The sequence below is a fragment of the Arcobacter thermotolerans genome (genome assembly GCF_983172305.1).
This window is the reverse complement of the sequence record NZ_CFAFZJ010000003.1, coordinates 107,445-134,122: the sequence shown is the minus strand read 5'-3', so window position 1 is coordinate 134,122 and position 26,678 is coordinate 107,445. Positions and strand designations below refer to the sequence as shown.

The window sequence follows — 26,678 nt, the reverse complement described above, 5'->3', positions numbered from 1 at the left end:
AAGATTTTATTTAAAATTTACTTATATATCCTTTATAAAAGCTTATATAAACCAAATTTCAATATAATAAACTTCAATTTTGAGTTAAGCTTCATTCTTGAAGCCCTTTAGGATTTGCTACTTTAACAATTTTTTATAAATTGTGTTAAAAGTAGTTAAAAAATATTAGTTCCTTTTTAAATAGGAACTATTTAAAAAAGGATAATTTATGGCAAAAATTTTAGTTCCAATAGCAAATGGATTTGAAGAGATAGAGGCAATTTCAGTTATTGATATTTGCAGAAGAGCAGGAATAGAAGTTGTGACTGCTGGGGTTGAAGATAAAGTTTTAATTGGTGCTCATAATATAAAAATTGAGATGGATAAGAAAATTGATGAAGTAAAATCAAGTGATTTTGATATGATAGTTCTTCCAGGTGGTCTTCCAAATGCTTTTACTTTGGCTGAAGATAAAGATGTTCAAAGACTTTTAAAAGAGTTTGAAGAGAAAAACAAAAAAATTGGAGCTATTTGTGCAGCGCCTTATGCACTTCACAAAGCAGGAGTTTTAAATCAAAACTATACTTGCTATCCAAGTTTTGAAAAAAAGATAAAAGATGATGGCTACCAAAATGATAAAAATGTGGTTACTGATAATAATGTAATCACATCAAGAGGACCAGCAACTGCTATTGATTTTGCACTTGAAATTGTAAAAACTTTAAAAGGTAATGATATTTATCACCAAATTAAAACAGGTCTTCTAGCATAAGTTTGTAAGCCTTTATTTAAGGCTTACAAACTTTTAATTACTTCAAAAACAAATTTTAGATAGAATCTTTAGTTAAAAAATAAAATAGAAGATTTATAAAATATGTCACAAATACCACAATTTACACATTTACACTTACATACAGAATATTCACTACTTGATGGTGCAAACAAAATAAAACCTCTTGCAAAAAAACTAAAAGAGTTTGGCATGAAAAGTGTTGCTATGACTGACCATGGAAATATGTTTGGAGCAATAGATTTTTATAATGCAATGAAAAATGAGGGGATAAAACCAATCATTGGAATGGAAGCATATATTCACAATAGCGAAGATTTAGGAGACAAAACAAATAGACAAAGGTTTCACTTATGCTTATATGCAAAAGATGAGATAGGTTATAAAAATCTTATGTATCTTAGTTCTCAAGCCTATATAAATGGGTTTTACTACTATCCTAGAATAAATAAAGAGCTTTTAAAAAACCATTCTGAAGGTCTTGTTTGTAGTGCTGCTTGTTTACAAGGAGAGGTAAACTGGCATCTAAATACTCAAAATGAACGAAATGTTAAAAATGGTGCAAAAGGTTATGAAGAGGCAAAAAAAGTAGCACTTGAATACAAAGAGATATTTGGTGATGATTTTTATTTAGAAATTATGAGGCACGGTATTGGTGACCAGCATTTTGTAGATGACCAGATTTTAAGAATCTCTGCTGAGACTGGAATAAAAGTTGTTGCGACAAATGATACACACTATTTAGAACAAAAAGATGCCGATGCTCATGAAGCTTTTATGTGTATTGCTATGAATAAACTCTATGACGACCCAAATAGATTAAGACATAGTGTTCATGAGTTTTACTTAAAATCACAAGAGCAAATATATAAGCTCTATGCAGATATTCCTGAAGCTATAGAAGCTACTCAAGAAATAGCTGATAAATGTAATCTTACAATCAAGCTAGGAAATCCAACACCACCAAACTTTAAATTTACAAGAGATAAATTAAAAGAGTTAAATATAGATATTCCTGAACCACAAAATGAGTACTCTTTAGAAAATGATAAGGTTTTATTTGCATTTGAGTGCAGAAAAGGTTTAGAAGATAGATTAAAACTAGTTCCCAAAAATAAACATCAAGAGTATAAAGATAGATTAGAAACAGAAATAGAAATTATTAATAATATGAAATTCCCAGGATATATGTTAATCGTTTGGGATTTTGTGAAAGTTGCAAAAGATATGCAAATTCCTGTAGGTCCAGGAAGAGGATCGGCTGCTGGAAGTTTAGTTGCATATAGTCTTAAAATTACGGATATTGACCCTATTCCTTATGGTTTACTTTTTGAGCGATTTTTAAATCCAGAGCGGGTAAGTATGCCCGATATTGATATGGACTTTTGCCAAAGCCGTCGTGGTGAGATTATCGATTATGTTGTAAATCAATATGGACGAGCAAACGTTGCACAAATTATAACTTTTGGTAAACTTTTGGCAAAAGGAGTTATACGAGATGTTGCAAGAGTTTTAGATATGCCTTATGCAAAAGCTGATGCTATGGCAAAACTAATTCCTGATGAGTTAGGAATTGATTTAAAAAACTCTTGGGAGAAAGAGCCAAAAATCAAAGAACTTTGCGAAACAGATCCCCTTGCAGCTAGAGTTTGGGAATATGCTCTTGCTTTAGAGGGATTAAATAGAAATGCTGGAACTCATGCAGCTGGAGTGGTTATCTCAAATGAACCACTTTGGAATAAAACTCCTCTTTTTAAACCAAGCGGACTTGATACTCTTGCAACTCAATACAATGGAAAATATATTGAAGATGTAGACTTAATTAAATTCGACTTTCTTGGACTTAAAACCCTTACAGTTATTGATGAAGCTTTAAAATTAATAGAACAAAGACATGGTAAAAAAATAGATTTTGCAACTGTTGATGTAAATGATAAAGGTGTTTATGATTTAATCCAAACAGGAGATACTTTAGGACTATTTCAAATAGAATCTGATGGTATGCAAGATTTATGTAAAAGATTAAAACCATCAAATTTTGAGGATATTGTAGCCGTTCTTGCACTTTATAGGCCAGGACCTATGGAATCTGGAATGCTAAATGACTTTATAGAGAGAAAACACGGGCGTGCAAAAATTGATTACTTCCATGATGAACTAGAAATTGCACTAAAACCTATTTTAGAAAATACTTATGGAGTTATTGTTTATCAAGAGCAAGTTATGCAAATTGTTCAAAGTGTTGGAGGTTTCTCTTTAGGAGGAGCTGATTTAGTAAGACGTGCTATGGGTAAAAAAATCAAAGAGGAGATGGATAAGCTAAAAGGTCAATTTGCTTCTGGTGCAGAGCAAAAAGGATTTACAAAAGCCTATGCAGAGGAACTTTTTGATTTGATTGTAAAATTTGCTGGATATGGATTTAATAAATCTCACTCAGCAGCATATGCTCTAATAACATTCTATACATCATACTTAAAATGTTACTATCCAGCAGAATTTATGGCTGCTTTATTAACTTTGGAAAAAGATAATACAGATAAAGTTGTAAGGTATGTTGATGAAGTAAAAAGATTAGGACTTGAGCTATTTGCTCCTGATATAAATAAATCTGATTTAGTATTTTCAGCAAGAGTTGTAGATAATAGAGAAGTTGTTATGTTTGGAATGGGCGCAATTAAAGGTGCTGGAGATGTTGCTATAAACTCAATATTAAATGCAAGAGAAGATGGAGATTTTAAAAATCTATCAGACTTTGTATCAAGAATAGATGCTAGTAAAGTTAATAAAAGAGTTATAGAATCTTTAGCAAAAGCAGGAGTTTTTGATAGTTTTGGATACTCAAGAAATGCACTTCTAAGTCAAATAGAAAAAATAGTTGATGGCGCTTCAAAAGCTTCAAATGCAAAAAAAATGTCATCTGGTTCTTTGTTTGGAGATAGTACTGAGCTTACAAATATAGAAATTGAACTTGATAATTTGCCTGAATATTCAAAAAAAGAGATTTTAGAACTTGAAAAAGCAAGTCTTGGTTTTTATGTTTCAGGTCATCCTCTTGATGAGTACAAAGATAAAATAGAAAAGATAAACTACACTTTATCTTCACAAATAGATGAAATAGCAGATGGTAGCCAGATTTTAATTGTTGGAAAAATTGAAACAATATCTGAGAAAATATCAAAAAAAGGTTCTAAATTTGGAATTGTATCAATTTTGGATTTTCATGGAACTGTTGAATTTATGCTTTTTGAAGATAAATTAAAAGAACTTCAAGAGAATTTTGATTTAAATGAACCAATAGCGTTTAAAGTTAGAATCTCAAAAAATGACCAATTTACAAGAATGAGTGTTTTAAAAATAGAGACTATTTTTGATGCCCAAAAAGAGAAAATAAAAATTAAGGCAAAAGAGATAGAAGAGCCACCATTAACTGTAGCTCTTCCATTTTCAGAAGATGAAAACTCTATTTATAGTTTATTTGATTTAATAATAAATAATCAAGGAAAAAGAGAGCTAAAGATAATAATAAAATCCAAATTAGCAGACCTAGAGCTTGAAAGTGGTATAAAAGTATCAAATGCAGTTGAAAAACTAATTCACAATATAAAAGGAGCATATATAATAGATGATGAAAATTCTATTAACAAATGATGATGGATATGATGCCGTAGGACTTAAAGCTTTAATAAAAGCTTTAACACCAATAGCAAAAGTAATGGTAGTAGCACCTGCAAAAAACAAATCAGCATGTGGTCACTCTTTAACTTTAGATAAGCCATTACGACTTATAAGCGTTGATGATGAATACTATAAAATAGATGATGCAACACCAACAGATTGTATATACTTATCTTTAGGTCACCTTTTTAAAAATGGTTACCGACCTGATTTGGTAATAAGTGGTATAAATATTGGTGCAAATATGGGAGAAGATATCACATATAGTGGAACAGCAAGTGCTGCAATGGAGGCTGTAATTCATGGAGTTCCAGCAATTGCCATATCTCAAGTTTGTAAAGATATGTGCAGAAGTATTGTTGTTGATTGGGATTTTGAGCTAGCTTGTAAGGTAATTTTAGATCTTATAGCTAGAATAAAAAATGGCTCTTTCCCACTAGCTGAAAGAAAGTTTTTAAATGTTAATATTCCACCTTTAAAAGTAAAAGATTGCAAAGGTGTAAAAATCACAAAAGCTGGATATAGAGAGTATGGAAATGATGCACATAGACATACAAATCCAAGAGGTGAAGAGTATTATTGGATAGGACTTCATCCATTAAGATGGAAACCTAGTCTTGATAGTTCTTGTGACTTTGAAGCTATAAAAAATGGCTATGTATCAATCAGTCCAATAATGCTAGATATGACATCTCATAGCGATATAAAAAATTTGGAAAATTGGCTAGAAAAATAAAAAACAAAAATTAAACAAAGGAAAGTCAAACTATGAATTTCAAAAATTCAATTACAAAACATATAACAAAACTTGTAGGAACTCTAAAAAATGAAGATGAACTTCAAGAAGTATTAAAACGAAAATTTACAAAAAGAGAGTACAAAACTTTCATAGCTTTTGAAGAGGGTAAAGATATAGATGAAATAAAAACTCTTTTAAAAGAAGAAGATACAAAAGAGGTAGAAAAAATCTACCAAACTGCTATTAAAAAATTAAATCAAGAGATTTTTAAAAGGGAGTTAGTAGATTTATAAAAATCTACAACACCATTTTTATATCACTGTGCTCACCTAATAGTCTAAAAATCTCAGTTCTATCATCATCATTGTGTACTAGCATCTCCAAACTATAACTTTTGAATTTACCTTTTGAACTAGTTTTTGATGGTTTTAAGTTATGTTCTCGTTCAAAAATAACCTCTTTTACACATTTTTTAATATTACAAGTTTCCAAAACAACAAGTTTGTATTCCCAACTACAAGGGTAGTTTAACTCTAATTTTTTATCACTTAAATCTATCATCTTTTAAAATCTCCACTTTTTCCACCGCTTTTACTTTCAAGCTGAATATCTGAAATTATCATACTTTTATCAATAGCCTTTACCATATCATAAATTGTAAGAAGTCCAACACTAACACCTGTTAAAGCTTCCATCTCAACACCTGTTTGCCCATTTAATTTTGCTGTAACAAAAAGTTTAAAACTATTTGTTTGTGGTAACTCTTCTATATCACAGTTAATTCCATTCAAAAGTAAAGGATGGCACATAGGTATTAATTCGCTTGTCTTTTTTGTCCCCATAATTGCTGCTATTACGGCCGTTTGTAAAACTGGACCTTTTTTAACAACATTTCCAATAATTGCATCATAAGCCTCTTTACTCATAGTAATCTTTCCACTTGCAACTGCAATTCTATGTGTCTCATTTTTTCCTGAAACATCTACCATTTTTGGTCTATTATTATCATCAATATGTGTTAAATTCATAATATATTCCTTAATATTTAAAAAAATTATTCTATTCTAATATAGATTAAATAGGAATTAAGTTTATTTAATTATAATCCAAGCTCAAATTTAAAAAGAAAGTGGGTGATTTTAGTGCCAGGCATTAAAGTTAGAGATAATGAATCTTTTGACGAAGCGTATAGAAGATTTAAAAAGCAATGTGATAGAAACCTTATAGTTACAGAAACAAGAGCTAGAAGATATTTTGAACCAATGACTGAAATCAGAAAAAAACAAAAAATTTCTGCTAGAAAGAAAATGCTTAAAAAATTATATATGCTTAGAAGATACGAATCTAGATTATAAGATTTATTATTTTCCAAGTAAAAGCCCAGTTCTTAGGAATTGGGCTTTTTTTATTTAGATTAACTTAAATAACACTAAACTAATAGCCATAACAAACATTCCCAAAGAGATACCAACTATTGTAGTATGAGCATTTCCATAAACTCTTGAAGCTGGTAAAAGCTCATCAAAAGATATATAAACCATAATTCCAGCAACAATTCCAAAAACAATTGCCAAAGTAGCATCTCCCATAAAAGGAAGAAGCAAGAAAAACCCAACAACAGCACCAAGAGGTTCAGCTAGTCCTGAAAGTGTTGCATACCAAAATGCTTTTTTCTTCTCTCCAGTTGCGTGATAGATTGGTAAAGATACTGCCATTCCTTCTGGAATATTGTGAATTGCTATTGCAAATGCGATTGTAATACCAACTGTTGGGTTTTCCAAAGCTGAAACAAATGTAGCAAAACCTTCTGGAAAGTTGTGAATTGCTATTGCGATTGCTGTGAAAATTCCTGTTCTTCTTAGCTTTGAATTTCTTATTAGTGAAGATTTTGTATCTGGTTTTAACTCTTGAAGCTGATTGTCGCTTTTTGGTTCGTGTGGATTTAAATCCTCTGGAATTACTTTATCTATAAAGGCTGTTAAAATTATTCCTATAAAAAAGCAAATTATTGTTAAAAATTCTCCTGTAATAGGATTTTCATAGAGATTGGTAAAAGATTCTCTTGATTTAACTAAAATCTCCATAAAAGATACATAAATCATAACTCCAGCTGAAAATCCCATACCAATTGATAAAATAAAGTAGTTATCTTTTTTTGAGAAAAATGCCAAAATAGCACCAATAGATGTAGCAAATCCTGCGAAAAAAGTTAGCATTGCAGCGAAAAGAAAGGTTTCAAGTGAGATGTCTTGCATAAATTACCTATGATTTATTTTTTAAAATTTGGATTATATCATATTTGATTTTTACACTTCTAGCTTATTTAAAATCTCATATCCTTCGTAGTAGTAAGATTGTTCAATTCCTTTAAAAATAACTTCTCTATCATCTATTTTAGGAGTTAAATTTTCACTTAAGAGTGTTCTTATTTCTAAATCATTTATAGGGCTTCTTTCCATTGCTTGAAGATATAACTCTTTAGGAACATTTTGCCAATCAACAACTTTTTTAAGCTCTTTTTTTAGTATCATATCTAGCCATATTCTCATAGTTCTACCATTTCCTTCTAAAAATGGATGAGCTATGTTCATTTCAACATATTTTTCAATAATCTCTTTAAAATTGCTTTGTGGCATTTGCTCTATTTTTGGTAATATCTCTTTTAGATATAAACTATTTGCAAATCTAAATCCACCTTTTGAGATATTTAGTTCTCTTAGTTCACCAGCAAAATCATATAGTCCATCAAAAAGATATTTATGTATTTGTTGTAAGCCTTTTAATGTTCCAATTTCAATATTATCTATATCACAACTTTCAAATAATTTGTATGCTTTTTCTAAACTTTCTTTGTCTATATTTTTCATCTTTAGCCTTTATTTTAGATATTTGTTTTTAAAGCCTATCAAAGGCTTTTTTATATACTTCCATATCATCTCTTTGCCCAACAGCAATAGTGTAAATTGTCAAAATATCATCTTGCACTTCGAAAACTATTCTCACTCTTTTCTTATCAATATAAACTTTTTTAAATCCACTTAAATTCATACCATTTTTATTTCCAAGGTTTTCACCTATTTGTGGAGATTGTTGAATTTGTTTTAATTTTTTAAATACTTTGATAACCAAAGCATTATCTAAAACTTTTAAATCATCATAAACTTTATCATGAAGTTTTAAAGAATACATTATAAGTTATCCAAATTTATATTTAGTTTCTTTGCCATATCTTCCAAAGAGATATAACTGTCTTTTGGCTCTTTTTTTCTTTGTTCCACAACTTCAAAAATCTCTTTATGCTCCAAATATTCTAAAAACTTTTCAAGTTTTTTTAGTTTTTCATACTCTTGTGTAGAGATAACGACTGCTTCAAGTCGATTGTTTTTTAAAATTCCGACTTTTTCTAAGCTTCTCTCTTTTACATCTGTTAGGATTTTGCTTATTTGTTTTGTGAAATCTGTAATTGATAAAAGTTCATTTTGTGTATAACTTACCATAATTTACTCCTAAATTTAATATGAAATATTATAGTAAATTTACCATAAAAAATATATAAATATTTGATTTTTACACTTCTAGCTTATGTAAAATATCATCTAAATTTAAAGAGTTCAAACTCATCTTTGAAAAGGCAAACCATTTTTTACCCAAATCTTTCAAACTTGCTCCCAAATGATAAATCTCTTTTTTATCGATAATTAAAAATCTATCGTGGCTAGATTTAAAAGTTTTTAGAGAGATATTTTTATATTGTTTTGAATATTTTTCGAAATCTAGTTTTAGCTGTTTTGAAATTGTTGAAGTATAGATTGTGAAATTTATATTTGGATATTTAGAAAAAAGAGTAAAAACTGTCTCATCAATATAGTTATCTATTAATATAACTTCTTCTTTTGCTAGTTTTAGCAAATCATTTACAAAACTGTAAGCATCGTAAATTTGCCCATCAAAAAAGATGTTTTGATTAAATTCCAAAGAGTTGTTTTTTATTTTTGATTTTATAAATTGCATATCATTTTCAAGTGCAAAAAGCCTTTGTTCTGTAATTTTGTGATTATTTATCGCATATCCATTTTGAATATAGTTTTTTAACACAGATGTTGCCCATTGTCTGAATTTTGTAGCTCTTAAAGAGCTTACTCTATACCCAACACAAATAATTACATCTAAATTATAATGCTTAAGTTCTCTTTTTACTAATCTATTTCCTTCTTTTCGAACTACCGAGAAAAACTCGGTAGTTGAATTCTCATCTAGCTCTTTTTCTAAATATATATTCTTTAAGTGCAAACCAACATTATCTGTACTTGTATCAAATAACTGAGACATTTGTAATTGTGTTAGCCAAATTGTTTCACTATCAACCGAAACTTTAAGTTCTAGTTCACCATCATTGTAAACCACTAAATTTGATAAATCTTGCATTTTGTTTCCTCTTTCTTGAAGATTTTTTAAATCTTAGCAAAAAAGAGTAAAAGGGGAAAGGAATATTACAATTTGTAATTAAATTTGATTTTTATATTTTAAAGATTTTTGTAGTTAAGGTTTACTACAAAAAATACTAACAATATAGCTATTTAACTCTATTTCTGCTTCAAAATGAAAAGAGTATTTTATTTATCAAACTTTTTAGCAATTTTTCTAAAAACTTCATCTCCATTTATAAGCTCTGTTTGATTTAATTCAATTTGATTTTTTCGCTCTTTTGCCTCTTTTATCCATAAATCAGTTATTGTTTTATCTGTTGGATTTAAGCTAGATAATATTTTATCAACAATTTTTGTTTTTATATCTATTGGTAAAAGTTCTACTTCATCTAATAGTTGTTTTTGATTTAATGCCAACATTTTAAATCCTTTTTTAAATTAAGTTGCTGATTATATCATATTTGATTTTCTATATTTTAGAGGAAAATCTGATAATGCTTTAATAGTTTTTAAAAGTTCTTTTTTGAAATTTTGTGCAGCAGATAATTTATCTTTTGATATAAATTCATAAATAATATATAAATTTTTTTCAAAATTATTTGAAAGTTTAATTTGCATATTTTTTATCTATTTCTTTTTCAAATAAATCAAATCTTTTCTCAAACTCATCTATTGAATAAAGCTTTTCTTTGCCATCTTTTATATCTTCTCTTATTTTTTGAAGTTGTTTTTTTCTATCATCAAAATATATATCTTCATAATCGCTACTATTTCGAACTAATATTTTATTTTGATTTTTTTGTACAAAGTTTAGAAACTCTTTCAAAAAACTATCTTGAATATCTATTGTTAAAGTTTTCATAAAAAATCCTTTTTAAATCAAGTTTTGGATTATATCATATTTGATTTTTATATTTTAGATGCTTTGGAAGTGGGACTTCAGTCCCACCATTTGTTTTATTAATGGGACTGAAGTCCCATTTCCAAATTTTAAAGTCCATTTCCGAAAATTGCCACTAAATGCCTTCTACAATTTTTATCTCATCAGAAGTTAAATCGTAGTGTTTTATTTTTTTACATTATTTGTTAAAACTATTTAATTTGATATATTTTAATTCTCTTTTTTTATATTTATTGATAATTTGTTTTTTTAATAAAATAAAATATTTATATAAAGTGCCCATAAAATAGCTATTTCAATAAATTTGTTTTATTTTTTAGAGAAAATTTGTTTTTTATTTGCCAATAAAATAAACCATATTTTTCTTTTCTCCAGATCTATTTATTTCACCTTCATCATACATTTTATAAATAACTCTTCGTAAATAATTTAAATCAAAATCTCCCATTCTTTTATGTATTTCAGAAATTTTACTATTTGGATATAGTTTTAAATCATGTTCAAAAGAAGATAATATTTTTTGATTAATCATACACATTAAACCTTTTGTGCTTATAAGGCTATTTAACATTCCCATCAAAAAATGATGAGAATGTGTAAAAATTAATTAGGTAATGAATAACCTAATTCTTCTTTTATTAAACTATATACTTCTTTATGAGTTGAATATTTGATTATATTGTCAGAACATTTCTTAGATAAAAAAGCAGATACCTTATCTTTATTTGAACCATATAGTCCAGCTACATATCCATCTTCATGCTCTTGTTTACAGTTAAAAAACTTATCATCTCTTGCTTTATCTCTTGCCATTTGTTATTACCTCCTTTCTTAAATTTATAAATTTCAAAAAAAACATTACAATTTTAATTTTGTTTTTTATCATTTTTATCATTCTTTATTGAATTATTATTAACTACAGGCTTTACTTCTTGTACAATATTTTTTTTACTTGAACTATAAAGTCCACTAGCACTATCTTGACAATATGTTATAGTTTTTTTATTAGACATTTTACCTCCTTTATAGATTTTTTTGTATTACTATTAATAAGATAAATATTGATGAAAAAAGTATGGAAATTTTAAATACTCTTGATGTTAAAAAATCAATTTTTTGCATTCTATTCTCTAGTTCTAAAATATCTTGTTCATTCTCATCTGATATAATTTTTTTAAAATATTCTTTATTTAATTTAAAAACATCTAATAATTTGTAAACAGTAAATCCAAAACCGAATAATGAAATTAAAAAAGTTATAATTATAAAAAAACTTAAAATACAATTTGAATATTTAAAAGTTGTTGCGAAAGTTAAAATAAAACCTAAACTTCCTACCGAAAGATTTAATATTGTTCTATCTAATTCATAGCTACCTTGCACAAAAGAAGATAAAGCTACTTTGTGCAATTCTTCTGAACGAAATTTATTTTCTATTCCATTGCTCATAAATGTTCCTAAGTATAATTTTTCATATACTATCATAAATGAAAGAAACTTCAAAGAAATATTGCATTTTGTAATTAAATTTGATTTTGTATTTTATTTATTATTATCAATAATTTTAAAATTTACATCTTTTTCATAATATTTTGCATCTAAAAGATTTATTTTATAAATATCTTGATATCTATTTAATCTTTGTTTAATTGAATTTTTACTCTCATTTGGAAAAGAACCATTTTTAAACATTTTTATTAAATTATTCTTTGTTGGAATTTTGTAGCCATTTTTTAAGCAATGATTATTTAACCATTCTTCTTGAAATTTTACAAATTTCTCAAGTTCTTCATTTTTATAAAAAATATCTATTTCATTCCACCATAAAATAATTAATGCTGATATTCTTCTTCTAATATCATCTAAATATTCTTGAGAAGTTTCTATAATGCTATTTGTTAAATATTCTACAATTATCCAAGTATAAAATAATAAATAAGGTAATCTACTATATAAATATGCCCATTGGGTTTCAAATTGAGAATAACCTGAAAATATCATATTTATATTTAATGGCTCAGTAAAAATCTTTTCATGAGTTGTGAATAGATGCATTGCTTTATTACAAATTATATCAAAACTATCTTCACTTGATTTGTCGTATCTTAATTGTGCTATATATTCTGGACTTAATCCAAAATTAGAACTCATAATTTCAAATATTTTTTCTATTCTTTTTGCATGCCCCTCTTTTCCACCAGCTGAACTAAATTCAAGATGTTTTAAGTTTTTTTTATATTCTGACGGTTCTAATTTAGAGCTTTCTGCATTTTTCTTAAATTTATCTGAAAAATTTAACTCACTTAAAACAATATCTTCTAATAAATATAAACTTTCTTGCAAAGGTTTTCTAATAAGCATATAAGAAATTGTTAATTTTCCTTTTCTTGATGTTTCAAGAGCTTCATAGAAACAGTGTAACATATCAGATAATAAAGCTGGAAACACTATTGTTTTTAATACTTTTGCACTTTTATTTTTCTCTTTAGTATTAACTATCCATTCACCAATATCTTCTGAATTTTCTAAAAATTTCTTATATTCATCTTCATAAATATCTATGTTTACTGAAAACATATTTGTTTGTTTAGCAGTTTCAAATAAACTTGTCATAATATCGTGCAACAAAAAACTTAATTCATGTCCAAAATTAAATTTTTCAGGCAACTTAGTTCCTTTTCTATTTTGCAGCGAACCAAACATTATAAGCCCTCCACAATTTTAATCTCATCAGGAGTTAAATCATAAAGTTTATAAACCATTTGGTCGATTTCTTTATCTGTAATATTGATTTGATTTTGGATTTCTAAAACTTCTTTTTTGTCATTTTCAAAAAGTCTTTGCCACTCATTTTTGAAATTTCGTTCTTCTAATTTATCAGCAAATTTTAGTTTTTTTGCTTTTGCATACTCTTTTACAAAATCATCAAAATCTAGCTCTTCAAATTTTTGTAGCTTTGTAGGAACTTTTTCAAGATTTAATTCATTTATAAAGTTTTGTTTTGTTTCTTGTAATTTTTCATTAATAATAAAAATTTCTTTCACTCTTTTTTCAAAATAATCTTTTTTATCATCTGAATATAATTTAATAGGTATTTTCTTAAAATAATCATAAATTAATTGATACCCTCCTTGTATTTTAGTACATATATTGGAAATTAAAAACCAGCCAAGTTTTGAATTTAATATTCCTAATAAAAAATAATCTTCTTTTGGAAATATAAAAGTAGCATTATTACAATAAGCATTATTTTTATTCATTGTAAATGCAGGACTAACTTGAAAAACTAAATATATAATTTTTGATTTTTCAAAATCATCAACATATTTACTCCCATATCTACTAAGTGCATACCAAGGATATCTTCCTTGTTTAACTTCTGGTCTATTTTCTAAATTTGTTTTAAATTTTTCCAAATATTTATATATTGCAGGATACTCATCTATTTTTATATCCCAAGGAATATATAACAACCATTTATCTATTTTTGAATTTTTATATCTTTGAATATCTTTTCCAATAAGAAAAGGTTTAATAATTTTCTCAGAATTATTATCTTCATTTAGAAGTTCTATTTTTGTTTTTTCATCAATAACAAAAGCATCGTTAAATCCAGTCATAATCCCTCTATTAATATTTCCATTTGTATAAATATCAAGAGTTATTGAATTATCATATAATTTTTGAAGTAGATTAGTTTCAAATATATTCCACCCATTATCATCAAGCTCTTTAAATAAAAAATTCTTTCCGTTAACTCCAATAATATTATTTAAATCTTCATTTATTTCTTTTAATTGATAACTTTTAAAATATTCATTTTGATTACTATTTGAAATTGTTAAAATTAAAGGATATGTAGTTGCACCCTCAAAAATTTGTAAATCACCAAAATCAATGATTGATTGAATATTATAAGTTTTTAAAAACTGTCTTAAAGGTTTTCCATAAGAAGTTTTTAGCCACTTATTTGGAAAAATGTAACTAAACAATCCATTATTTTTAAGTAACTTTAATCCTAATTCAACAAAATAAACATATAAATCTGCACTTCCATGATAAACTTTATAGATTTTGCTCAAAGCTTCTTTTTGCTCTTTTATAGCTTCTTGTCTTACATAAGGTGGATTTCCAATAACCACATCAAAACTATTTTCACTAAATGGCATTTCTAAAAGTGAGTTTGCACAAACTATCTTGTCTGCTAGCTTTGTAAGAGCTCTTCCTCTTTTTGCAGTTCGTAGCCACAAACTTAGCTTTGCTATCTCTACAGCATCTTCATTTATATCTACACCATAAAGATTATTTTCCAAAATCTCCTCTTCTACCATATATGAAGCAAACAAATCTCCCATCAAAGCCAAATCATTTTGAAGATTTTTGTGTTCAGATATTAAGTATTCCAAAGCTTGATTTAAAAAAGCTCCACTTCCACAAGCTGGGTCTAGGATTTTTAGATTTAGAAGCCAGTTTTTATACTCTTGCAGGTTCTCTTTTGTTTGTTGCTCTTGTTTTGTTAGTTTTTTTGGGTTTGATGGGGTTAAAATCCCATTTCCGATTAAGAGTTCTTCTCTTTTCTCACTACACATTTTACCAAGAGTGTTTTCTACAATATATCTTGTGATATATTCAGGTGTATAAAATACACCATCTTTTTTTCTTTTTGATTTTGTTTTATCAAAATCAATATTTTCTATATTTGCTTGAAGCTCTTCAAGGTCTGTTAAAGATTGCTCAAAAATATGTCCCAAAATATTTACAGATATTTCACTAGCAAAATCATAGTTAGATAGTATTTGTGCATTTTCATCTAAAATAAAATCATCTATAATCAAACTATCAAGAAGCAAATCTGTGGCAAAAAGTCCACCGTTGTATTGAGGAATTTGTAGTTTATCGTTTCCTTTGTTTATAGCATCAAAGTAGAATTTATAAATATCATATAAAGAGTAGTTTGTAAACTTTTGATTTATAAACTCCTCTCTAATCTCTTTTATCATATTTGCTCTAAGTAAATCTCTATCTTCTGCAAATAGTATAAAAATAATACGGTCGCATAGTTTTTGTGTTAAGCGAAGAAGTGTTTGTTGGTTTAAAGCTTCACCATTTAATAAAGATGAGGCTAAAGCCTCATTTCCAAGATTGTTTTTTACAATATTTTCAAAAAGAGCAGTTCTAAAATGGCTAAAATCTTTGTAGAGTTTTTTAGATATATCTTGCTCAAAGCTGTTTGATTTCTCTTTTAGTTTTAAAGGTACATCATCTTTTATACTCTCATAAGAGATTAAAAGATGAAGCTTTTTAAACTCTTCATAATTTAGAGTAAAAAGATTAAACTTCTCATAAGCTGTCTTTTTATCTACATAAAATCTTAGCTCATCGAAATTTGAGATTATTATATATTTTGAGTTTGAGTGCGAAGCGTGATAGTTAAATGCTTGAGTCTCTATTTTGTCAAGATTTTTTGTATCTTGAGCTTTTAGCTCAATTACTCCTACAACTTTATCATCTACATAAATCACTCCATCTGCTTTTTTAGCATCTGTTTCATTTTTCTTTTCTCTCTCAAGATTAAAAGATTTTGGATTTGTCATATCAAGAGTATAGCCTAAGCAGTTTTCAAAAATATCTACCAAAAAACCATCTTGATACTTCTCCTCTTTTACTGTTTTTATATATTCAACTTTTTCTAAAAACTTTTGAAATGAAGCCCAACGAAGTGCAACTTTACTTTCATCTTGTTTTACACTATTTATTATTGACTTTTGAAACATTGACATAAAAAGAAACCTTGTGTGATTTTATTAAGCTTAAATGTTACCATTTTTTTTGAAAAAGAAGATAAAAATAGAAATATTAAATATTAATAAATGATTGAAAAAAAATTATAAAATGTTTTATGATATAATCAAACAGAATATCATTTTAAAGGAGATATAACAGTGTCAAAACAAATTGATAAAACAAATATCTTAAATTATTTAAAAGAGCATTATTCTGAATTTAAAAATAAATATAATGTTGAAAAAATTGGGCTGTTTGGAAGTTATGCAAGAGATGAAGCAACAGAAAATAGTGATATAGATATTTTTGTAAAAATGAAACCATCGCTATTTGATATGGTAGCTATAAAAGAACAAATAGAAAATGATTTAAATAGAAAAGTAGATATTATAAGAGAACACAAAAATATAAAACCTATTTTTTTAAAAATGATTCAAAAAGATTTAATATATGCATAATGAACAAAAATTGATAAATTATCTAATAATCAACTTCTAATAAAATATCCAAATATTCCATGGAAAAATGTAAAAGGAATTAGAGATATTTTATCTCATCACTATTTTGATTTAGATGCTGAAGTAATTTTTAATATTTGTAAAAAAGATGCAAATGAATTACTTGAAACTACTATTAAAATAATAGAAGAGCTAAATTAAGGCGGATATTGAGTATATTCGCCTTTTTTTATTTGACCTACTTGAACTCTAAAAAGTATTCACAAAAATTTGAATTGAGTAGTGAAAATTCTAGATTAGTTTTATAGCTACTCCTCCTAAGGTATGAGTTGTAGTTATTTTAGTTTTTATTCTTTTGTCATTAAAACCAACTGTTTTAATATCTGATTTGTTGGTTACATTATGTGTAAGATTAAATATTGCATCAGCTTTTAATTTAAATGCTTTTCTAATGAGTTCCTTTTTCGCACTCTCGTAACTTTCTGAATTTATAGTAATCATTTTAATCACTTCATAATTTAGATTATCTGGAGTATAACTAATTACAGTTAATTCTTTTGAATATACTTTCCTATAAAATTCATCTTTTATTCCAAGCTTAGGAAATATTATTGATAATAAATACCCTAAAGAAAAAGAACCAGATATAAAAGAAATAATATATAAAATCCAATTATAAACTAACCCCTTATCAATTAAAAATAATCCAAAAACTAATACCACTACTGAAACAATTAGATACTTAAACATTCTTATTCTAAAATCTTTTACAAATGATAAATCATTTCCATTTTTTTCTATAGAATCAAAATCCATTTTTTTAAATGGGATATTATTTTTATTTAAACTAATATCATCATTATTTTTATTATTTAAGCAATAGATTTCTGTTGCCTTATTATCTTTAACAATAAAATCAACTTCTGAATTAATTTTTAATTCGGTAATTTTATTTTGCCAGTCTGTATCATAAAAGAAAGAATATCTATTACCATCTTCTCCAAGAATTAAACCATTTTTATCATCATTTTTAAAATCTAAAATTATACCTTTCACTGAACTTACGCCTCCATAAAATAATTGTATTATTTTACATCTATATAAGTTAAAAATAGATTGTTATTTTTTAGTACCAAACTTCCTAAACTTTTAAAGTAAATAAACTATGTATATCAAAAATAAAGCTATCTTCGTAAATTTAAAATGAAATCACTCCAAAGATTAATTAGTCGAATAAGCTGTTAAAATATTTATAACTTCATCTGTCAAAGATATTTTAAAATCATCAAAATTTAAATCTTTTGCTTTCATCAATTTTCTTATAATAGTTAAAAATTTTTTATCAAAATGAATCCTTCTATTTATAATGATATCGAGGATTATAGTAATAGTATAAATTGGGTTATAAAATTTTATTTTTATACTATTTTTTAGTTATAACCCAATTTTTATTATATTAATTTGCATTACTTTAGACTATTTTTATTTTTAGTTAGCGATTTTATATGGATTATATGTATTGTTTTAAATTGATTTAGATTAGTAAATGGTACGCCTGGTAGGAGTCGAACCCACAACCCCTCGGGTCGAAACCGAGTATTCTATCCAGTTGAACTACAGACGCACTTGAAAAATTAGGATTGAAGTTTATCCTAATTTTGCTTAAAAATTTTAGAAGAAGATATTATCTAAAACTACTAAAAAGAAGAAAACTATTCCTAAATATCCATTTACAGTAAAAAATGCTCTATCTATTTTTCTAAAATCTTTATTTACTAAATAGTGCTCATAACTTAGCATCAAAGCACTTATAATAACTGCCAAATATGCAAAATATGAACCAGATGCATAAATCACAAACAGAAGCCAAAAAGCGACAGTTAAAAAGTGAAAAACTTTTGAAAATAGCATTGTTTTTTTTGCACCAAATTTTGAAGGAATTGAGTGAAGACCTAGTTTTTTATCTACATCAATATCTTGTAGTGAGTAAAGTAAATCAAACCCAGCAACCCAAAACATAACTCCAATACTTAAAAATATTACCCATAAAGGAATAGTTTCACTAACAGCAACAACCCCAGCAATAGGAGCAAGAGCCAAAGAGATTCCCAAAATAATATGTGCTAAATATGAAAACCTTTTAAAGTATGAGTATGAACCAATAATTACCAAAATAGGAAGTGATAAAATCAAAGCCAAATCATTTACAAAATAAGCTACTAAAATAAATCCAAAAGCATTTGTCAAAAAGAATATAAACATAGCTTTAGGAGATACTCTTCCATCTACATTTGGTCTATTTTTTGTTCGTGGATTTAAAGCATCTATATCTCTATCCATAAAACGGTTGAAACCCATTGCAAAGTTTCGTGCAAATACTGCACAAAGTGTTCCTAAAACCAGAAGTTTAAATCCAAACCAAGGAGTTTGATTTACTTGCGCTGAAGATACAACCATTGCTATAAATATAAATGGTAAAGCAAAAACAGAGTGCTGAAACATCACTAATTCGCTAAAATCTTTTATTTTTTTTATTAATTTTTCCATGGGCTGGATTTTATCAAATAATGAGTAAATTAATGCTTTTTGGTTATAATCAATCAAATTTTAATCGGGAATTAATTATGAAAAAATATATGTTTCTAATACTTTTAAGCCTTTTTTCTATAATTTTTACAGCTTGTAGCACAAAAATTGATGACTCAATAAGTAATTCAAATCAAGATGATATATCAAATCTTTTAGATCAACTTGCACAAAAAGAGAAAGAGATAAATGATATTATAAAAGAGCTTGAACAGTGTGGAGCTACAAAACAAAAAGCAAAGTAGATTAGAAAATGAAAGAATTAGCAATAATAGGAACAACTGCTTCAGGAAAAACAGCACTATCTATTGAAATAGCAAATAAAACAAACTCTATAATCTTATCTTTGGACTCTCTTTGTGTCTATAAAGAGATAGATATTGCAAGTGCAAAACCAACAAAAATAGAAAGAGGTGATATAGTACATTTTGGGATAGATGAAGTTTTTCCAAATGAAAAATTTGATGTTATTGAGTTTTTAAATTTGTATAAAAATGCAAAAGAATATGCAGAAAAAAATATGAAAAACTTAATAATAGTAGGTGGAACAGGCTTTTATCTTAAAGCTTTGGTTGATGGAATAAGTGATGGTTTAAAAGAAAATACAAATTTAGATATGAGTTTAAATGATGCTTATAATTTGCTTTATAGTTTGGATAAAGATTATATGCAAAAAATTGAACCAAATGATAAATATAGAGTAGAAAAAGCATATTCGATTTATAAACAAAGTGGATTAACTCCAAGTCAATATTTTTTGAAAAACCCAAAGATTGCTCTCTCTCCAAACCTTCCAATTTTTGAAATTTTATGGGAAAAAGATGAGTTAATAAATAGAATTTCTTTACGAACAAAACAGATGATAAAATCTGGGCTTATAGATGAGACTATATATTTAGAGAAAAAATATACAAGAGCTCCAAATTGTATGAGTAGCATTGGAATAGTAGAAACTTTAGAGTATCTTGATGGAAAAATTGATAAAAAAAGTTTAGAAGATAAAATTATTCAAAATACCTTAAAACTTGCGAAAAGACAAAATACTTTTAATAAGGGTCAATTTACTAATAGAGTTTCAAATATAATTCCTAGCTTAAATTCAGAGATTATTAAGTATTTTTCGATATAATCGCCGTTCAAAAGTCTATTAAAGGACCTGCAAAGACTTGCTCTTTTTTTAGACGTTTAATATTTTAAAAGGAAATTGGAATGAAAAAAGATATTCATCCAGATTACAAAGTATGTCAAGTTTCTTGTGCATGCGGAAATAGCTTTGAGTCAAAATCAGTTACTGAAACTTTAAGAGTTGATATTTGTTCAAATTGTCACCCATTCTTTACAGGAGAGCAAAAATTAGTTGATGCTGCTGGAAGAGTTGAGAAATTCAAAGCTAAATATAATATGGCAAAATAGTTTATTGCTATGTTGTGCTTAGTTCCAACACCAATAGGAAACCTTGAAGATATTTCAAAAAGGTCTTTAGAGGCTCTATTGGAGGCGGAACTAATTTTTTGTGAAGATACAAGAGTCACAAAAAAACTTCTAAATCTTTTGGCTGAAAAATATTCTTTAGATTTTTCACAAAAAGAGTTCAAATCTTTTCACTCTCACAATGAAAAAGAGATATTAAAAAGTTTAACAAAAGATACTTTTACTAAAAATGTTGTTTATTGTAGTGATGCTGGCATGCCTTGTATTAGTGACCCTGGTGCATCTTTGGTTGATTGGTGCATACAAAATGAAGTTCCTTATGATGTAATCCCTGGAGCAAATGCAATTTTAACAGCTTTTGCTATGAGTGGTTTTAGTAGTACAGAGTTTACATTTTTTGGTTTTTTGGATCACAAGGGTGTAAGTCGTGCTTCAAAACTAGAAGAGGTTTTAAATAGTTCTAGAGTTGGAATTTTATATGAATCACCTCATCGGCTTTTAAAACTTCTTGAAGAGTTAAATAAAAAAGAGCCAGATAGAACAATATTTTTAGTAAAAGAGATAAGCAAGTTTTATCAAAAAACATATAAAAATAGTGCAAAAAATCTATATGAAGAGTTAAAGAGTATTGAAATAAAAGGTGAATGGGTTGTTGTAGTTGAACCAAAAGAGAAATTTGGTTTTAATCTTGAATTAGATGATATTTTACCACTTGATATTGCACCAAAAATAAAAGCAAAGTTAATAGCAAAGCTTACAGGTGCTAGTGTAAAAGAGATTTATCAAGAATTATTGGATAAAATCCAAAATTAATTTAAATGAGAAAAAATGATAGTATACGGAAAACAGATAGTTTTATATGTTCTTGAAAAACACCAAGATTTAATAGAAGAGATTTTTTTATCAAAAGAGATTGATAGTAAACTTTTTTCAAGATTTGCAAAACTAAATAAAAAAATTCACAAAGTTGATAACCAAAAAGCTCAAGCTTTAGCAAAAGGTGGAAATCACCAAGGTCTTATTTTGAAACTTAGTGATTATATTTACACACCTCTAAAAGATATAAAAAATATGAATTTTATAGTTGTTTTAGATGGTCTTACAGATGTAGGAAATATTGGAGCAATTGCAAGAACTGCTTACTCTTTAGGAGTTGATGGAATGATTGCAGCTGATATAAAAACTATAAGCAACTCTGGAACTATAAGAACAAGTGCTGGAGCTTTGCTTGATTTACCTTTTGCAATTCATCCAAGAAGTGTAGATTTAGCAAGTGAGCTTATAGATGCTGGTTTCACATTAATAGGTGCAACAATGGATGGAGTTGATCTAAAAAAATATGGAAAAATAGAAAAAACAGATAAGGTTGCAATAATTTTAGGAAATGAAGGTGCTGGGATTAGTCCAAAAGTTGCAAAAAAATTAGACCTGAAAGTTTCAATAAAAATGGAACATGAATTTGACTCTTTAAATGTAAGTTCAGCTGCTGCTATTTTAATATACAATTTAAAAAGATAAAAAGGAAAATATATGAAAAAACTACTACTTATAATATTTTTATGCGTAAGCTTGAATGCAAATATCAATCAAGCTGTTTTAGGAATAATAGGAAGTAGTGATTTCAATACTCATAGAAATTTGATTAATACTATTTTTAAAAATCAAAGCTATTTTTATACAAATGGTAGTCTTGATTATGCAAAAATTTCTCAAACTTTACAAAACAACAATCTTTTAAAACTTTCTTTAGGTTCTACTCAAACTATTGAAGCAACTTTTATATTTAATTCAGACCCAAAAAAATCTTTTAAAAATATAAATGATATTTTAAAAGCGATAGGTATTCAAAATTTTGTAACAATAAATCAAAGTGTCTCAGAAAATCAGCTAAAATGGAGTATAAAAGTACAAACAGCAGCCGCCATAAACCCTCTTAGATTATCTCAAGAGCTACAAAATACAAATTGTAGGGTTGTTGATATAAAAAAAGAGGGTAACAATAAATGGAGTTATTATATTGACTCAAAAAAATCTTCTATTTATAAAGCTGAAGATTTAGTTACAAAGGCTAGTGTGTCATTAAAAAAACCTATAAAGCCATATATTTTGGAGATTGCAAATACAGATGCAATAAAAATTGATTCAAATATTGGAAATAACTGGTACCCAAATATTATTTTTTATGATGATGGTTTTAATGTAATTGATGTTTTTGAGAGTGAGAGTTTGCATAAAAATCTTAGAGTTGATATTCCAACAAATACAAGATTTATAAAAATTGATGATTTTTATGCTTTAACAAATATAAAAAATGGTTTAAATATTACTAAGGAGTAATAAAATGTTTGACGAAATTGAATTTGAAAGAATGAAAAGACTTCCAAACTATGTGTTTGCGCAAGTTAATGCTATTAAAATGGAAGCAAGAAGAGCTGGAGTTGATGTAATTGATTTTTCTATGGGAAATCCAGATGGAGAGACTCCAAAACATATTGTTGATAAATTAAAAGATGCAGCTAGTAAACCAAAAAACTATGGGTATAGTGCTAGTATTGGAATATATAAATTAAGACTTGCTATTTGTAACTGGTACAAAAGAAAATATAATGTAGATTTCTTAGACCCAGATAAACACGCTTGTGCAACAATGGGTTCAAAAGAGGGTTATGTTCATTTAGTTCAAGCTATTGTAAATGTTGGAGATGTTGCTGTTGTTCCAGATCCTACTTATCCAATTCACTCATACGCATTTATGTTAAATGGTGCAGCTATTCATAAATTTGAGTTAGTATTTGATAATGAGTTTAAAGTAGATGAAGAGTTGTTTTTTAAAAATCTTCAAAAAACAATTGATGAGTCAATTCCAAAAGTAAAATATGTAGTTGTAAACTTTCCTCACAATCCATCTTGTGCAACTGTAACTCCTGAGTTTTATACAAAACTTGTAGCTATGGCTAAAAAAGAGAGATTTTATATAATCTCTGATATTGCATACGCTGATATTACATTTGATGGTTATAAAACTCCTTCAATTTTCCAAGCTGAAGGTGCTTTAGATGTTGCTGTTGAGTGCTTTACATTAAGTAAATCATACAATATGGCTGGATGGAGAGTTGGTTTTATTGTTGGAAATGAAAAACTTGTAGGTGCTTTAAAAAGAATAAAATCATGGCTTGATTATGGAATGTTTGCTCCAATTCAGATTGCTGCAACTGTTGCTCTTGATGGTCCACAAGATTGTGTAGATGAGATAGTTTCAAAATATGAAAAAAGAAGAGATGTTATGCTTCAAGCATTTGCAGAAGCTGGTTGGGTTATGGATAAACCAAATGCATCTATGTTTATTTGGGCAAAAATACCTGAAAAAGCTAGACACTTAGGAAGTTTAGAGTTTTCTAAACAACTTTTAAGAGAGGCTCAAGTTGCAGTTAGTCCTGGAATTGGTTTTGGACATTATGGTGACCAGTATGTAAGAATTGCTTTGATTGAAAATGAAAAAAGAATTAGACAAGCTGCAAAAAATATAAAAAGATATTTAAAAACATTAGAATAGGAAAAATAACCATGCTTAAAGTTGGAATTATTGGAGTAGGAACAGTTGGAACAAGTGTTGTAAATATTTTACGAGACAATAAAAATATTATAACTGCTCGAGCTGGAGTTGAAATTGTTCCTACTATTGGAGTAGTTTCAAATTTAAATAAAAAAAGAGATGTGCAAATAGAGCTTACTGATGATGTTTCAAAAGTTTTAGAAGATGATAGTATTGATATAGTTGTTGAACTTATGGGTGGAATTGAAAAACCTTATGAGATAGTAAAAAGAGCTTTAGAAAATGGTAAGTCAGTGGTTACTGCTAATAAAGCACTACTAGCATATCATAGATATGAGCTTCAAGAACTTGCTGGTGATTCACCTTTTGAATTTGAAGCAGCAGTTGCTGGTGGAATTCCAATTATTAATGCTTTAAGAGATGGTTTGAGCGCAAATAATATAAAGTCTATTCAAGGGATTATGAATGGAACTTGTAACTATATGCTTACTAAAATGATAAATGAAGGTATTGCGTATGATATTATCTTAAAAGAAGCTCAAGAGTTAGGTTATGCAGAAGCTGATCCTACTTTTGATGTAGGAGGTTTTGACACTGCTCATAAACTTTTAATTCTAGGTTCAATCGCATATGGAATTGATATAAAACCAGAAGATATTTTAATTGAAGGTATCCAAAATATCTCTAAAACAGATATAGAGTTTGCAAAAGAGTTTGAATATAATATAAAACTTCTAGGAATTGCAAAAAAAGTAGATAATCAAATAGAGCTTAGAGTTCACCCTGTTTTAATTCCTCAAGACAAGATGATAGCAAAAGTTGATGGTGTTATGAATGGAATCTCTGTAGTTGGAGATAAAGTTGGTGAAACTATGTTTTATGGAGCAGGAGCTGGTGGAGATGCAACAGCTAGCGCAGTTATTGCAAATATTATTGATATTGCAAGAAAAGGTAAAGGCTCACCTATGCTTGGTTTTGAAAAACAAGTAGGAGTAAAACCAACTTTAATGCCAAAAGATGAAATTAAAACAAAATATTATTTAAGACTTGAAGTTGCAGATAAAACGGGTACTTTAGCAAAGGTTGCAAAAGTTTTTGGAGATAATTCTATCTCAATAGAAAATATGATGCAAAAAGCAAAAAAAGATGAAAAAGCAAACCTACTTTTAACAACTCACACTTGTGTTGAAAAAGATATTTTAAAAGCTATATATGAACTTGAACACTCTCAAGTAGTTCTTAAAAAACCTGCTATGATAAGAATAGAAGATTAAATTCTTCTACTCTTTTTCATATAAATACTCTAACAGTGCAGTATCTTTAAAAAATTGATACTTTTTAATCAAATTATCTTCAATATCTATCAAAGCCATAAAATCTGTTTCATAAATCTCTTTATTTTTCAATATTTTATATTTTAGGTAACCTTTTACAAATACACTATTTTTATTTTCTCCAATACTTTCTATCTTAAAATCTAAAGTTTTGTAGTATTCATTTAAATGAGTAAAAAACTCTAATAACTCTTTTTTATTACTATATTTTCCATATAGTTCAGATAAAGTAGGGCTAGTTTCTTTTACCGCTATATAATCTATATTTTCATCAACCAAAGATAAAGCTTTATTTATATCTTTTTGACCTAAAGCTTTATAAAAACTACTTACAATATGTTTTTTATCCATAGATATTTTCAAATTTATAAACTCTTTTGTAGAAATATTTGCTCCAAAATGATGAACTATATTTTTGATAAAAAACTCTTTTTCTTCTTTTGTGAAACTACTTGTTGCATCATCTATTACAATTGAAGTATAACCTTTATCATGTGCTTCTCTAAAAGTTGATTCTACACAAACATTTGTAGCAAATCCCGTCATATATAAAGTTTTTATACCATTATTTCTTAATATTGAATCTAAATTTGAACCAGCAAAACCACTAGCACCTAATCTTCCAGCAATAATAAACTCATCTTCTTTTGGTACAAAATCATTATGAAAGTTCTTACTTTCTCCTTGCCAAGTTTTAACTTGAGGAATAACTGCCCTTAAACCATATTCCCCATTTCCAAACTCTTTATAGTCATCACTTAAAACTAAAGGTATATGAACAACTTTCATACCTATTTTTCTTGCATATTCCAAAGCCTCTTTTGAGTTTTTTATAGAATCTTCAAACTGCTTTTTATCTTTCATAAGCTTGTAAAGTTTAGAATTTTCATCTAGCCATTCATTTTGGTACTCAATTAGCACCAATGCAGAATTTGATATATCAATCTCTTCCATTTTTATATCCTTTGAATAAAGATTTAACACTAAAAATAGTGTTGTTAAAAATATTTTTGTCATCTTA

The 26,678-nt window shown here is 27.3% G+C and carries 34 protein-coding genes and 1 tRNA gene; 15 read left to right on the top strand and 20 right to left on the bottom strand.

All coding sequences use genetic code 11. The features are described from left to right. The first annotated feature begins 208 nt into the window (after nucleotides 1–208). From AC5LG6_RS03710 to AC5LG6_RS03695, 4 genes are all read left to right on the top strand, one after another. A complete protein-coding gene (locus AC5LG6_RS03710) occupies nucleotides 209–751 on the top strand; it encodes a DJ-1 family glyoxalase III (protein ID WP_187471745.1) in 543 nt (180 codons plus the stop codon). Between the two features lie 102 nt (nucleotides 752–853). Beyond that, nucleotides 854–4,417: a DNA polymerase III subunit alpha gene (dnaE, locus tag AC5LG6_RS03705; protein ID WP_498585730.1), complete on the top strand. Its 3,564-nt coding sequence runs from the start codon at nucleotides 854–856 to the stop codon at nucleotides 4,415–4,417. Beyond that, on the top strand, nucleotides 4,392–5,180 hold the full coding sequence (gene surE / locus AC5LG6_RS03700; protein WP_260878525.1) for a 5'/3'-nucleotidase SurE: 789 nt from the start codon (nucleotides 4,392–4,394) through the stop codon (nucleotides 5,178–5,180). The genes dnaE and surE overlap by 26 nt, the downstream gene beginning before the upstream one ends. Nucleotides 5,181–5,212: 32 nt before the next feature. Further along, nucleotides 5,213–5,476, top strand: a complete 264-nt coding sequence (locus AC5LG6_RS03695) for a hypothetical protein (RefSeq protein ID WP_498585729.1) — start codon at nucleotides 5,213–5,215, stop codon at nucleotides 5,474–5,476. A gap of 4 nt (nucleotides 5,477–5,480) precedes the next feature. Here the strand turns inward: AC5LG6_RS03695 and AC5LG6_RS03690 are convergent, their stop codons facing one another. Continuing rightward, nucleotides 5,481–5,744, bottom strand: a complete 264-nt coding sequence (locus AC5LG6_RS03690) for an HP0495 family protein (RefSeq protein ID WP_066220894.1) — start codon at nucleotides 5,742–5,744, stop codon at nucleotides 5,481–5,483. Then, nucleotides 5,741–6,211: a cyclic pyranopterin monophosphate synthase MoaC gene (gene moaC, locus AC5LG6_RS03685; protein ID WP_498585728.1), complete on the bottom strand. Its 471-nt coding sequence runs from the start codon at nucleotides 6,209–6,211 to the stop codon at nucleotides 5,741–5,743. Before moaC ends, AC5LG6_RS03690 begins: the two co-directional genes overlap by 4 nt. A 114-nt stretch (nucleotides 6,212–6,325) precedes the next feature. Between moaC and rpsU the strand changes: the two genes are divergently transcribed. Continuing rightward, complete coding sequence (gene rpsU / locus AC5LG6_RS03680; protein WP_066157053.1) at nucleotides 6,326–6,538, top strand: 30S ribosomal protein S21; 213 nt, start codon at nucleotides 6,326–6,328, stop codon at nucleotides 6,536–6,538. Nucleotides 6,539–6,592: 54 nt separating this feature from the next. Here rpsU and zupT read toward each other — a convergent pair whose 3' ends face one another. From zupT to AC5LG6_RS03610, 14 genes are all read right to left on the bottom strand, one after another. Beyond that, on the bottom strand, nucleotides 6,593–7,438 hold the full coding sequence (gene zupT, locus AC5LG6_RS03675; RefSeq protein ID WP_066360462.1) for a zinc transporter ZupT: 846 nt from the start codon (nucleotides 7,436–7,438) through the stop codon (nucleotides 6,593–6,595). A 51-nt stretch (nucleotides 7,439–7,489) separates the two neighbouring features. Then, on the bottom strand, nucleotides 7,490–8,050 hold the full coding sequence (gene fic, locus AC5LG6_RS03670) for a protein adenylyltransferase Fic (protein ID WP_498585727.1): 561 nt from the start codon (nucleotides 8,048–8,050) through the stop codon (nucleotides 7,490–7,492). Nucleotides 8,051–8,078: 28 nt separating this feature from the next. Continuing rightward, nucleotides 8,079–8,372 (bottom strand): type II toxin-antitoxin system RelE family toxin, encoded by a 294-nt coding sequence (locus AC5LG6_RS03665; protein ID WP_066153264.1) that lies wholly within the window; start codon nucleotides 8,370–8,372, stop codon nucleotides 8,079–8,081. Continuing rightward, nucleotides 8,372–8,680 carry a type II toxin-antitoxin system Phd/YefM family antitoxin gene (locus tag AC5LG6_RS03660; protein WP_141046203.1) on the bottom strand — a complete coding sequence of 103 codons (309 nt, stop codon included), beginning with the start codon at nucleotides 8,678–8,680 and terminating at the stop codon, nucleotides 8,372–8,374. Before AC5LG6_RS03660 ends, AC5LG6_RS03665 begins: the two co-directional genes overlap by 1 nt. Before the next feature lie 70 nt (nucleotides 8,681–8,750). Continuing rightward, nucleotides 8,751–9,608 carry a virulence RhuM family protein gene (locus AC5LG6_RS03655; protein WP_498585726.1) on the bottom strand — a complete coding sequence of 286 codons (858 nt, stop codon included), beginning with the start codon at nucleotides 9,606–9,608 and terminating at the stop codon, nucleotides 8,751–8,753. A 188-nt stretch (nucleotides 9,609–9,796) separates the two neighbouring features. Beyond that, nucleotides 9,797–10,030, bottom strand: coding sequence for an addiction module protein (locus AC5LG6_RS03650; protein ID WP_066165006.1), 234 nt, complete (start codon nucleotides 10,028–10,030; stop codon nucleotides 9,797–9,799). Between the two features lie 30 nt (nucleotides 10,031–10,060). Continuing rightward, on the bottom strand, nucleotides 10,061–10,228 hold the full coding sequence (locus AC5LG6_RS03645; protein ID WP_260888224.1) for a type II toxin-antitoxin system RelE/ParE family toxin: 168 nt from the start codon (nucleotides 10,226–10,228) through the stop codon (nucleotides 10,061–10,063). Further along, complete coding sequence (locus AC5LG6_RS03640) at nucleotides 10,218–10,472, bottom strand: hypothetical protein (protein WP_066175533.1); 255 nt, start codon at nucleotides 10,470–10,472, stop codon at nucleotides 10,218–10,220. Before AC5LG6_RS03640 ends, AC5LG6_RS03645 begins: the two co-directional genes overlap by 11 nt. A 373-nt stretch (nucleotides 10,473–10,845) precedes the next feature. Beyond that, entirely contained in the window at nucleotides 10,846–11,043 is a 198-nt protein-coding gene (locus AC5LG6_RS03635) for a hypothetical protein (protein WP_498585725.1), read from the bottom strand. Nucleotides 11,044–11,114: 71 nt separating this feature from the next. Continuing rightward, nucleotides 11,115–11,324, bottom strand: a complete 210-nt coding sequence (locus AC5LG6_RS03630) for a hypothetical protein (RefSeq protein WP_320340766.1) — start codon at nucleotides 11,322–11,324, stop codon at nucleotides 11,115–11,117. Between the two features lie 53 nt (nucleotides 11,325–11,377). After that, a complete protein-coding gene (locus AC5LG6_RS03625; RefSeq protein WP_320340765.1) occupies nucleotides 11,378–11,524 on the bottom strand; it encodes a hypothetical protein in 147 nt (48 codons plus the stop codon). A gap of 10 nt (nucleotides 11,525–11,534) precedes the next feature. Continuing rightward, nucleotides 11,535–11,960, bottom strand: coding sequence for a hypothetical protein (locus AC5LG6_RS03620; RefSeq protein WP_498585724.1), 426 nt, complete (start codon nucleotides 11,958–11,960; stop codon nucleotides 11,535–11,537). Nucleotides 11,961–12,053: 93 nt separating this feature from the next. After that, nucleotides 12,054–13,214, bottom strand: a complete 1,161-nt coding sequence (locus AC5LG6_RS03615; protein ID WP_498585723.1) for a hypothetical protein — start codon at nucleotides 13,212–13,214, stop codon at nucleotides 12,054–12,056. After that, nucleotides 13,214–16,291 carry an Eco57I restriction-modification methylase domain-containing protein gene (locus tag AC5LG6_RS03610; RefSeq protein WP_498585722.1) on the bottom strand — a complete coding sequence of 1,026 codons (3,078 nt, stop codon included), beginning with the start codon at nucleotides 16,289–16,291 and terminating at the stop codon, nucleotides 13,214–13,216. The genes AC5LG6_RS03615 and AC5LG6_RS03610 overlap by 1 nt, the downstream gene beginning before the upstream one ends. A gap of 162 nt (nucleotides 16,292–16,453) precedes the next feature. Here AC5LG6_RS03610 and AC5LG6_RS03605 point away from each other — a divergent pair, with 162 nt between their 5' ends. Together AC5LG6_RS03605 and AC5LG6_RS03600 are read left to right on the top strand one after the other, a co-directional pair. Next, complete coding sequence (locus tag AC5LG6_RS03605) at nucleotides 16,454–16,753, top strand: nucleotidyltransferase family protein (RefSeq protein ID WP_066165020.1); 300 nt, start codon at nucleotides 16,454–16,456, stop codon at nucleotides 16,751–16,753. Between the two features lie 9 nt (nucleotides 16,754–16,762). Then, complete coding sequence (locus AC5LG6_RS03600) at nucleotides 16,763–16,954, top strand: HepT-like ribonuclease domain-containing protein (protein WP_260968463.1); 192 nt, start codon at nucleotides 16,763–16,765, stop codon at nucleotides 16,952–16,954. 90 nt (nucleotides 16,955–17,044) lie between these two features. Here the strand turns inward: AC5LG6_RS03600 and AC5LG6_RS03595 are convergent, their stop codons facing one another. The 3 genes from AC5LG6_RS03595 to mqnP all read right to left on the bottom strand — a co-directional run bounded on the left by AC5LG6_RS03595 (nucleotide 17,045) and on the right by mqnP (nucleotide 19,300). After that, nucleotides 17,045–17,809, bottom strand: coding sequence for a hypothetical protein (locus tag AC5LG6_RS03595; protein WP_260898609.1), 765 nt, complete (start codon nucleotides 17,807–17,809; stop codon nucleotides 17,045–17,047). A 491-nt stretch (nucleotides 17,810–18,300) separates the two neighbouring features. After that, nucleotides 18,301–18,377, bottom strand: a tRNA-Arg gene (locus AC5LG6_RS03590). Nucleotides 18,378–18,424: 47 nt separating this feature from the next. Next, a complete protein-coding gene (gene mqnP, locus AC5LG6_RS03585) occupies nucleotides 18,425–19,300 on the bottom strand; it encodes a menaquinone biosynthesis prenyltransferase MqnP (protein ID WP_498585721.1) in 876 nt (291 codons plus the stop codon). 77 nt (nucleotides 19,301–19,377) lie between these two features. Between mqnP and AC5LG6_RS03580 the strand changes: the two genes are divergently transcribed. From AC5LG6_RS03580 to AC5LG6_RS03545, 8 genes are all read left to right on the top strand, one after another. Further along, nucleotides 19,378–19,584 (top strand): hypothetical protein, encoded by a 207-nt coding sequence (locus AC5LG6_RS03580; protein ID WP_081560731.1) that lies wholly within the window; start codon nucleotides 19,378–19,380, stop codon nucleotides 19,582–19,584. Between the two features lie 8 nt (nucleotides 19,585–19,592). Beyond that, a complete protein-coding gene (gene miaA, locus AC5LG6_RS03575) occupies nucleotides 19,593–20,468 on the top strand; it encodes a tRNA (adenosine(37)-N6)-dimethylallyltransferase MiaA (protein ID WP_434270065.1) in 876 nt (291 codons plus the stop codon). Nucleotides 20,469–20,548: 80 nt separating this feature from the next. Next, the gene (gene rpmE / locus AC5LG6_RS03570; RefSeq protein ID WP_066153287.1) at nucleotides 20,549–20,752 is read left to right on the top strand and encodes a 50S ribosomal protein L31; all 204 of its coding nucleotides are present in this window, start codon (nucleotides 20,549–20,551) and stop codon (nucleotides 20,750–20,752) included. A gap of 9 nt (nucleotides 20,753–20,761) precedes the next feature. Continuing rightward, nucleotides 20,762–21,583: a 16S rRNA (cytidine(1402)-2'-O)-methyltransferase gene (gene rsmI, locus AC5LG6_RS03565; RefSeq protein ID WP_066153290.1), complete on the top strand. Its 822-nt coding sequence runs from the start codon at nucleotides 20,762–20,764 to the stop codon at nucleotides 21,581–21,583. 15 nt (nucleotides 21,584–21,598) lie between these two features. Further along, nucleotides 21,599–22,288: a 23S rRNA (guanosine(2251)-2'-O)-methyltransferase RlmB gene (gene rlmB, locus AC5LG6_RS03560; RefSeq protein WP_498585720.1), complete on the top strand. Its 690-nt coding sequence runs from the start codon at nucleotides 21,599–21,601 to the stop codon at nucleotides 22,286–22,288. Between the two features lie 12 nt (nucleotides 22,289–22,300). Continuing rightward, a complete protein-coding gene (locus AC5LG6_RS03555) occupies nucleotides 22,301–23,107 on the top strand; it encodes a hypothetical protein (protein ID WP_066360438.1) in 807 nt (268 codons plus the stop codon). A 4-nt stretch (nucleotides 23,108–23,111) separates the two neighbouring features. Then, complete coding sequence (locus AC5LG6_RS03550) at nucleotides 23,112–24,323, top strand: LL-diaminopimelate aminotransferase (RefSeq protein ID WP_187471759.1); 1,212 nt, start codon at nucleotides 23,112–23,114, stop codon at nucleotides 24,321–24,323. Nucleotides 24,324–24,334: 11 nt separating this feature from the next. Then, on the top strand, nucleotides 24,335–25,597 hold the full coding sequence (locus AC5LG6_RS03545) for a homoserine dehydrogenase (RefSeq protein WP_066348027.1): 1,263 nt from the start codon (nucleotides 24,335–24,337) through the stop codon (nucleotides 25,595–25,597). A gap of 6 nt (nucleotides 25,598–25,603) precedes the next feature. On the opposite strand, the gene AC5LG6_RS03540 is transcribed toward AC5LG6_RS03545, so the two are convergent. Then, on the bottom strand, nucleotides 25,604–26,674 hold the full coding sequence (locus AC5LG6_RS03540) for an isochorismatase family protein (RefSeq protein ID WP_498585719.1): 1,071 nt from the start codon (nucleotides 26,672–26,674) through the stop codon (nucleotides 25,604–25,606). Nucleotides 26,675–26,678: the final 4 nt, after the last annotated feature.

Coding starts and splice junctions, on each gene's coding strand:
- AC5LG6_RS03710 (WP_187471745.1), top strand. CDS start 209: ATGGCAAAAATTTTAGTTCCAATAGCAAATGGATTTGAAGAGATAGAG.
- dnaE (WP_498585730.1), top strand. CDS start 854: ATGTCACAAATACCACAATTTACACATTTACACTTACATACAGAATAT.
- surE (WP_260878525.1), top strand. CDS start 4,392: ATGATGAAAATTCTATTAACAAATGATGATGGATATGATGCCGTAGGA.
- AC5LG6_RS03695 (WP_498585729.1), top strand. CDS start 5,213: ATGAATTTCAAAAATTCAATTACAAAACATATAACAAAACTTGTAGGA.
- AC5LG6_RS03690 (WP_066220894.1), bottom strand. CDS start 5,744: ATGATAGATTTAAGTGATAAAAAATTAGAGTTAAACTACCCTTGTAGT.
- moaC (WP_498585728.1), bottom strand. CDS start 6,211: ATGAATTTAACACATATTGATGATAATAATAGACCAAAAATGGTAGAT.
- zupT (WP_066360462.1), bottom strand. CDS start 7,438: ATGCAAGACATCTCACTTGAAACCTTTCTTTTCGCTGCAATGCTAACT.
- fic (WP_498585727.1), bottom strand. CDS start 8,050: ATGAAAAATATAGACAAAGAAAGTTTAGAAAAAGCATACAAATTATTT.
- AC5LG6_RS03665 (WP_066153264.1), bottom strand. CDS start 8,372: ATGTATTCTTTAAAACTTCATGATAAAGTTTATGATGATTTAAAAGTT.
- AC5LG6_RS03660 (WP_141046203.1), bottom strand. CDS start 8,680: ATGGTAAGTTATACACAAAATGAACTTTTATCAATTACAGATTTCACA.
- AC5LG6_RS03655 (WP_498585726.1), bottom strand. CDS start 9,608: ATGCAAGATTTATCAAATTTAGTGGTTTACAATGATGGTGAACTAGAA.
- AC5LG6_RS03650 (WP_066165006.1), bottom strand. CDS start 10,030: ATGTTGGCATTAAATCAAAAACAACTATTAGATGAAGTAGAACTTTTA.
- AC5LG6_RS03645 (WP_260888224.1), bottom strand. CDS start 10,228: ATGCAAATTAAACTTTCAAATAATTTTGAAAAAAATTTATATATTATT.
- AC5LG6_RS03640 (WP_066175533.1), bottom strand. CDS start 10,472: ATGAAAACTTTAACAATAGATATTCAAGATAGTTTTTTGAAAGAGTTT.
- AC5LG6_RS03635 (WP_498585725.1), bottom strand. CDS start 11,043: ATGATTAATCAAAAAATATTATCTTCTTTTGAACATGATTTAAAACTA.
- AC5LG6_RS03630 (WP_320340766.1), bottom strand. CDS start 11,324: ATGGCAAGAGATAAAGCAAGAGATGATAAGTTTTTTAACTGTAAACAA.
- AC5LG6_RS03625 (WP_320340765.1), bottom strand. CDS start 11,524: ATGTCTAATAAAAAAACTATAACATATTGTCAAGATAGTGCTAGTGGA.
- AC5LG6_RS03620 (WP_498585724.1), bottom strand. CDS start 11,960: ATGAGCAATGGAATAGAAAATAAATTTCGTTCAGAAGAATTGCACAAA.
- AC5LG6_RS03615 (WP_498585723.1), bottom strand. CDS start 13,214: ATGTTTGGTTCGCTGCAAAATAGAAAAGGAACTAAGTTGCCTGAAAAA.
- AC5LG6_RS03610 (WP_498585722.1), bottom strand. CDS start 16,291: ATGTCAATGTTTCAAAAGTCAATAATAAATAGTGTAAAACAAGATGAA.
- mqnP (WP_498585721.1), bottom strand. CDS start 19,300: ATGGAAAAATTAATAAAAAAAATAAAAGATTTTAGCGAATTAGTGATG.
- AC5LG6_RS03580 (WP_081560731.1), top strand. CDS start 19,378: ATGAAAAAATATATGTTTCTAATACTTTTAAGCCTTTTTTCTATAATT.
- miaA (WP_434270065.1), top strand. CDS start 19,593: ATGAAAGAATTAGCAATAATAGGAACAACTGCTTCAGGAAAAACAGCA.
- rpmE (WP_066153287.1), top strand. CDS start 20,549: ATGAAAAAAGATATTCATCCAGATTACAAAGTATGTCAAGTTTCTTGT.
- rsmI (WP_066153290.1), top strand. CDS start 20,762: ATGTTGTGCTTAGTTCCAACACCAATAGGAAACCTTGAAGATATTTCA.
- rlmB (WP_498585720.1), top strand. CDS start 21,599: ATGATAGTATACGGAAAACAGATAGTTTTATATGTTCTTGAAAAACAC.
- AC5LG6_RS03555 (WP_066360438.1), top strand. CDS start 22,301: ATGAAAAAACTACTACTTATAATATTTTTATGCGTAAGCTTGAATGCA.
- AC5LG6_RS03550 (WP_187471759.1), top strand. CDS start 23,112: ATGTTTGACGAAATTGAATTTGAAAGAATGAAAAGACTTCCAAACTAT.
- AC5LG6_RS03545 (WP_066348027.1), top strand. CDS start 24,335: ATGCTTAAAGTTGGAATTATTGGAGTAGGAACAGTTGGAACAAGTGTT.
- AC5LG6_RS03540 (WP_498585719.1), bottom strand. CDS start 26,674: ATGACAAAAATATTTTTAACAACACTATTTTTAGTGTTAAATCTTTAT.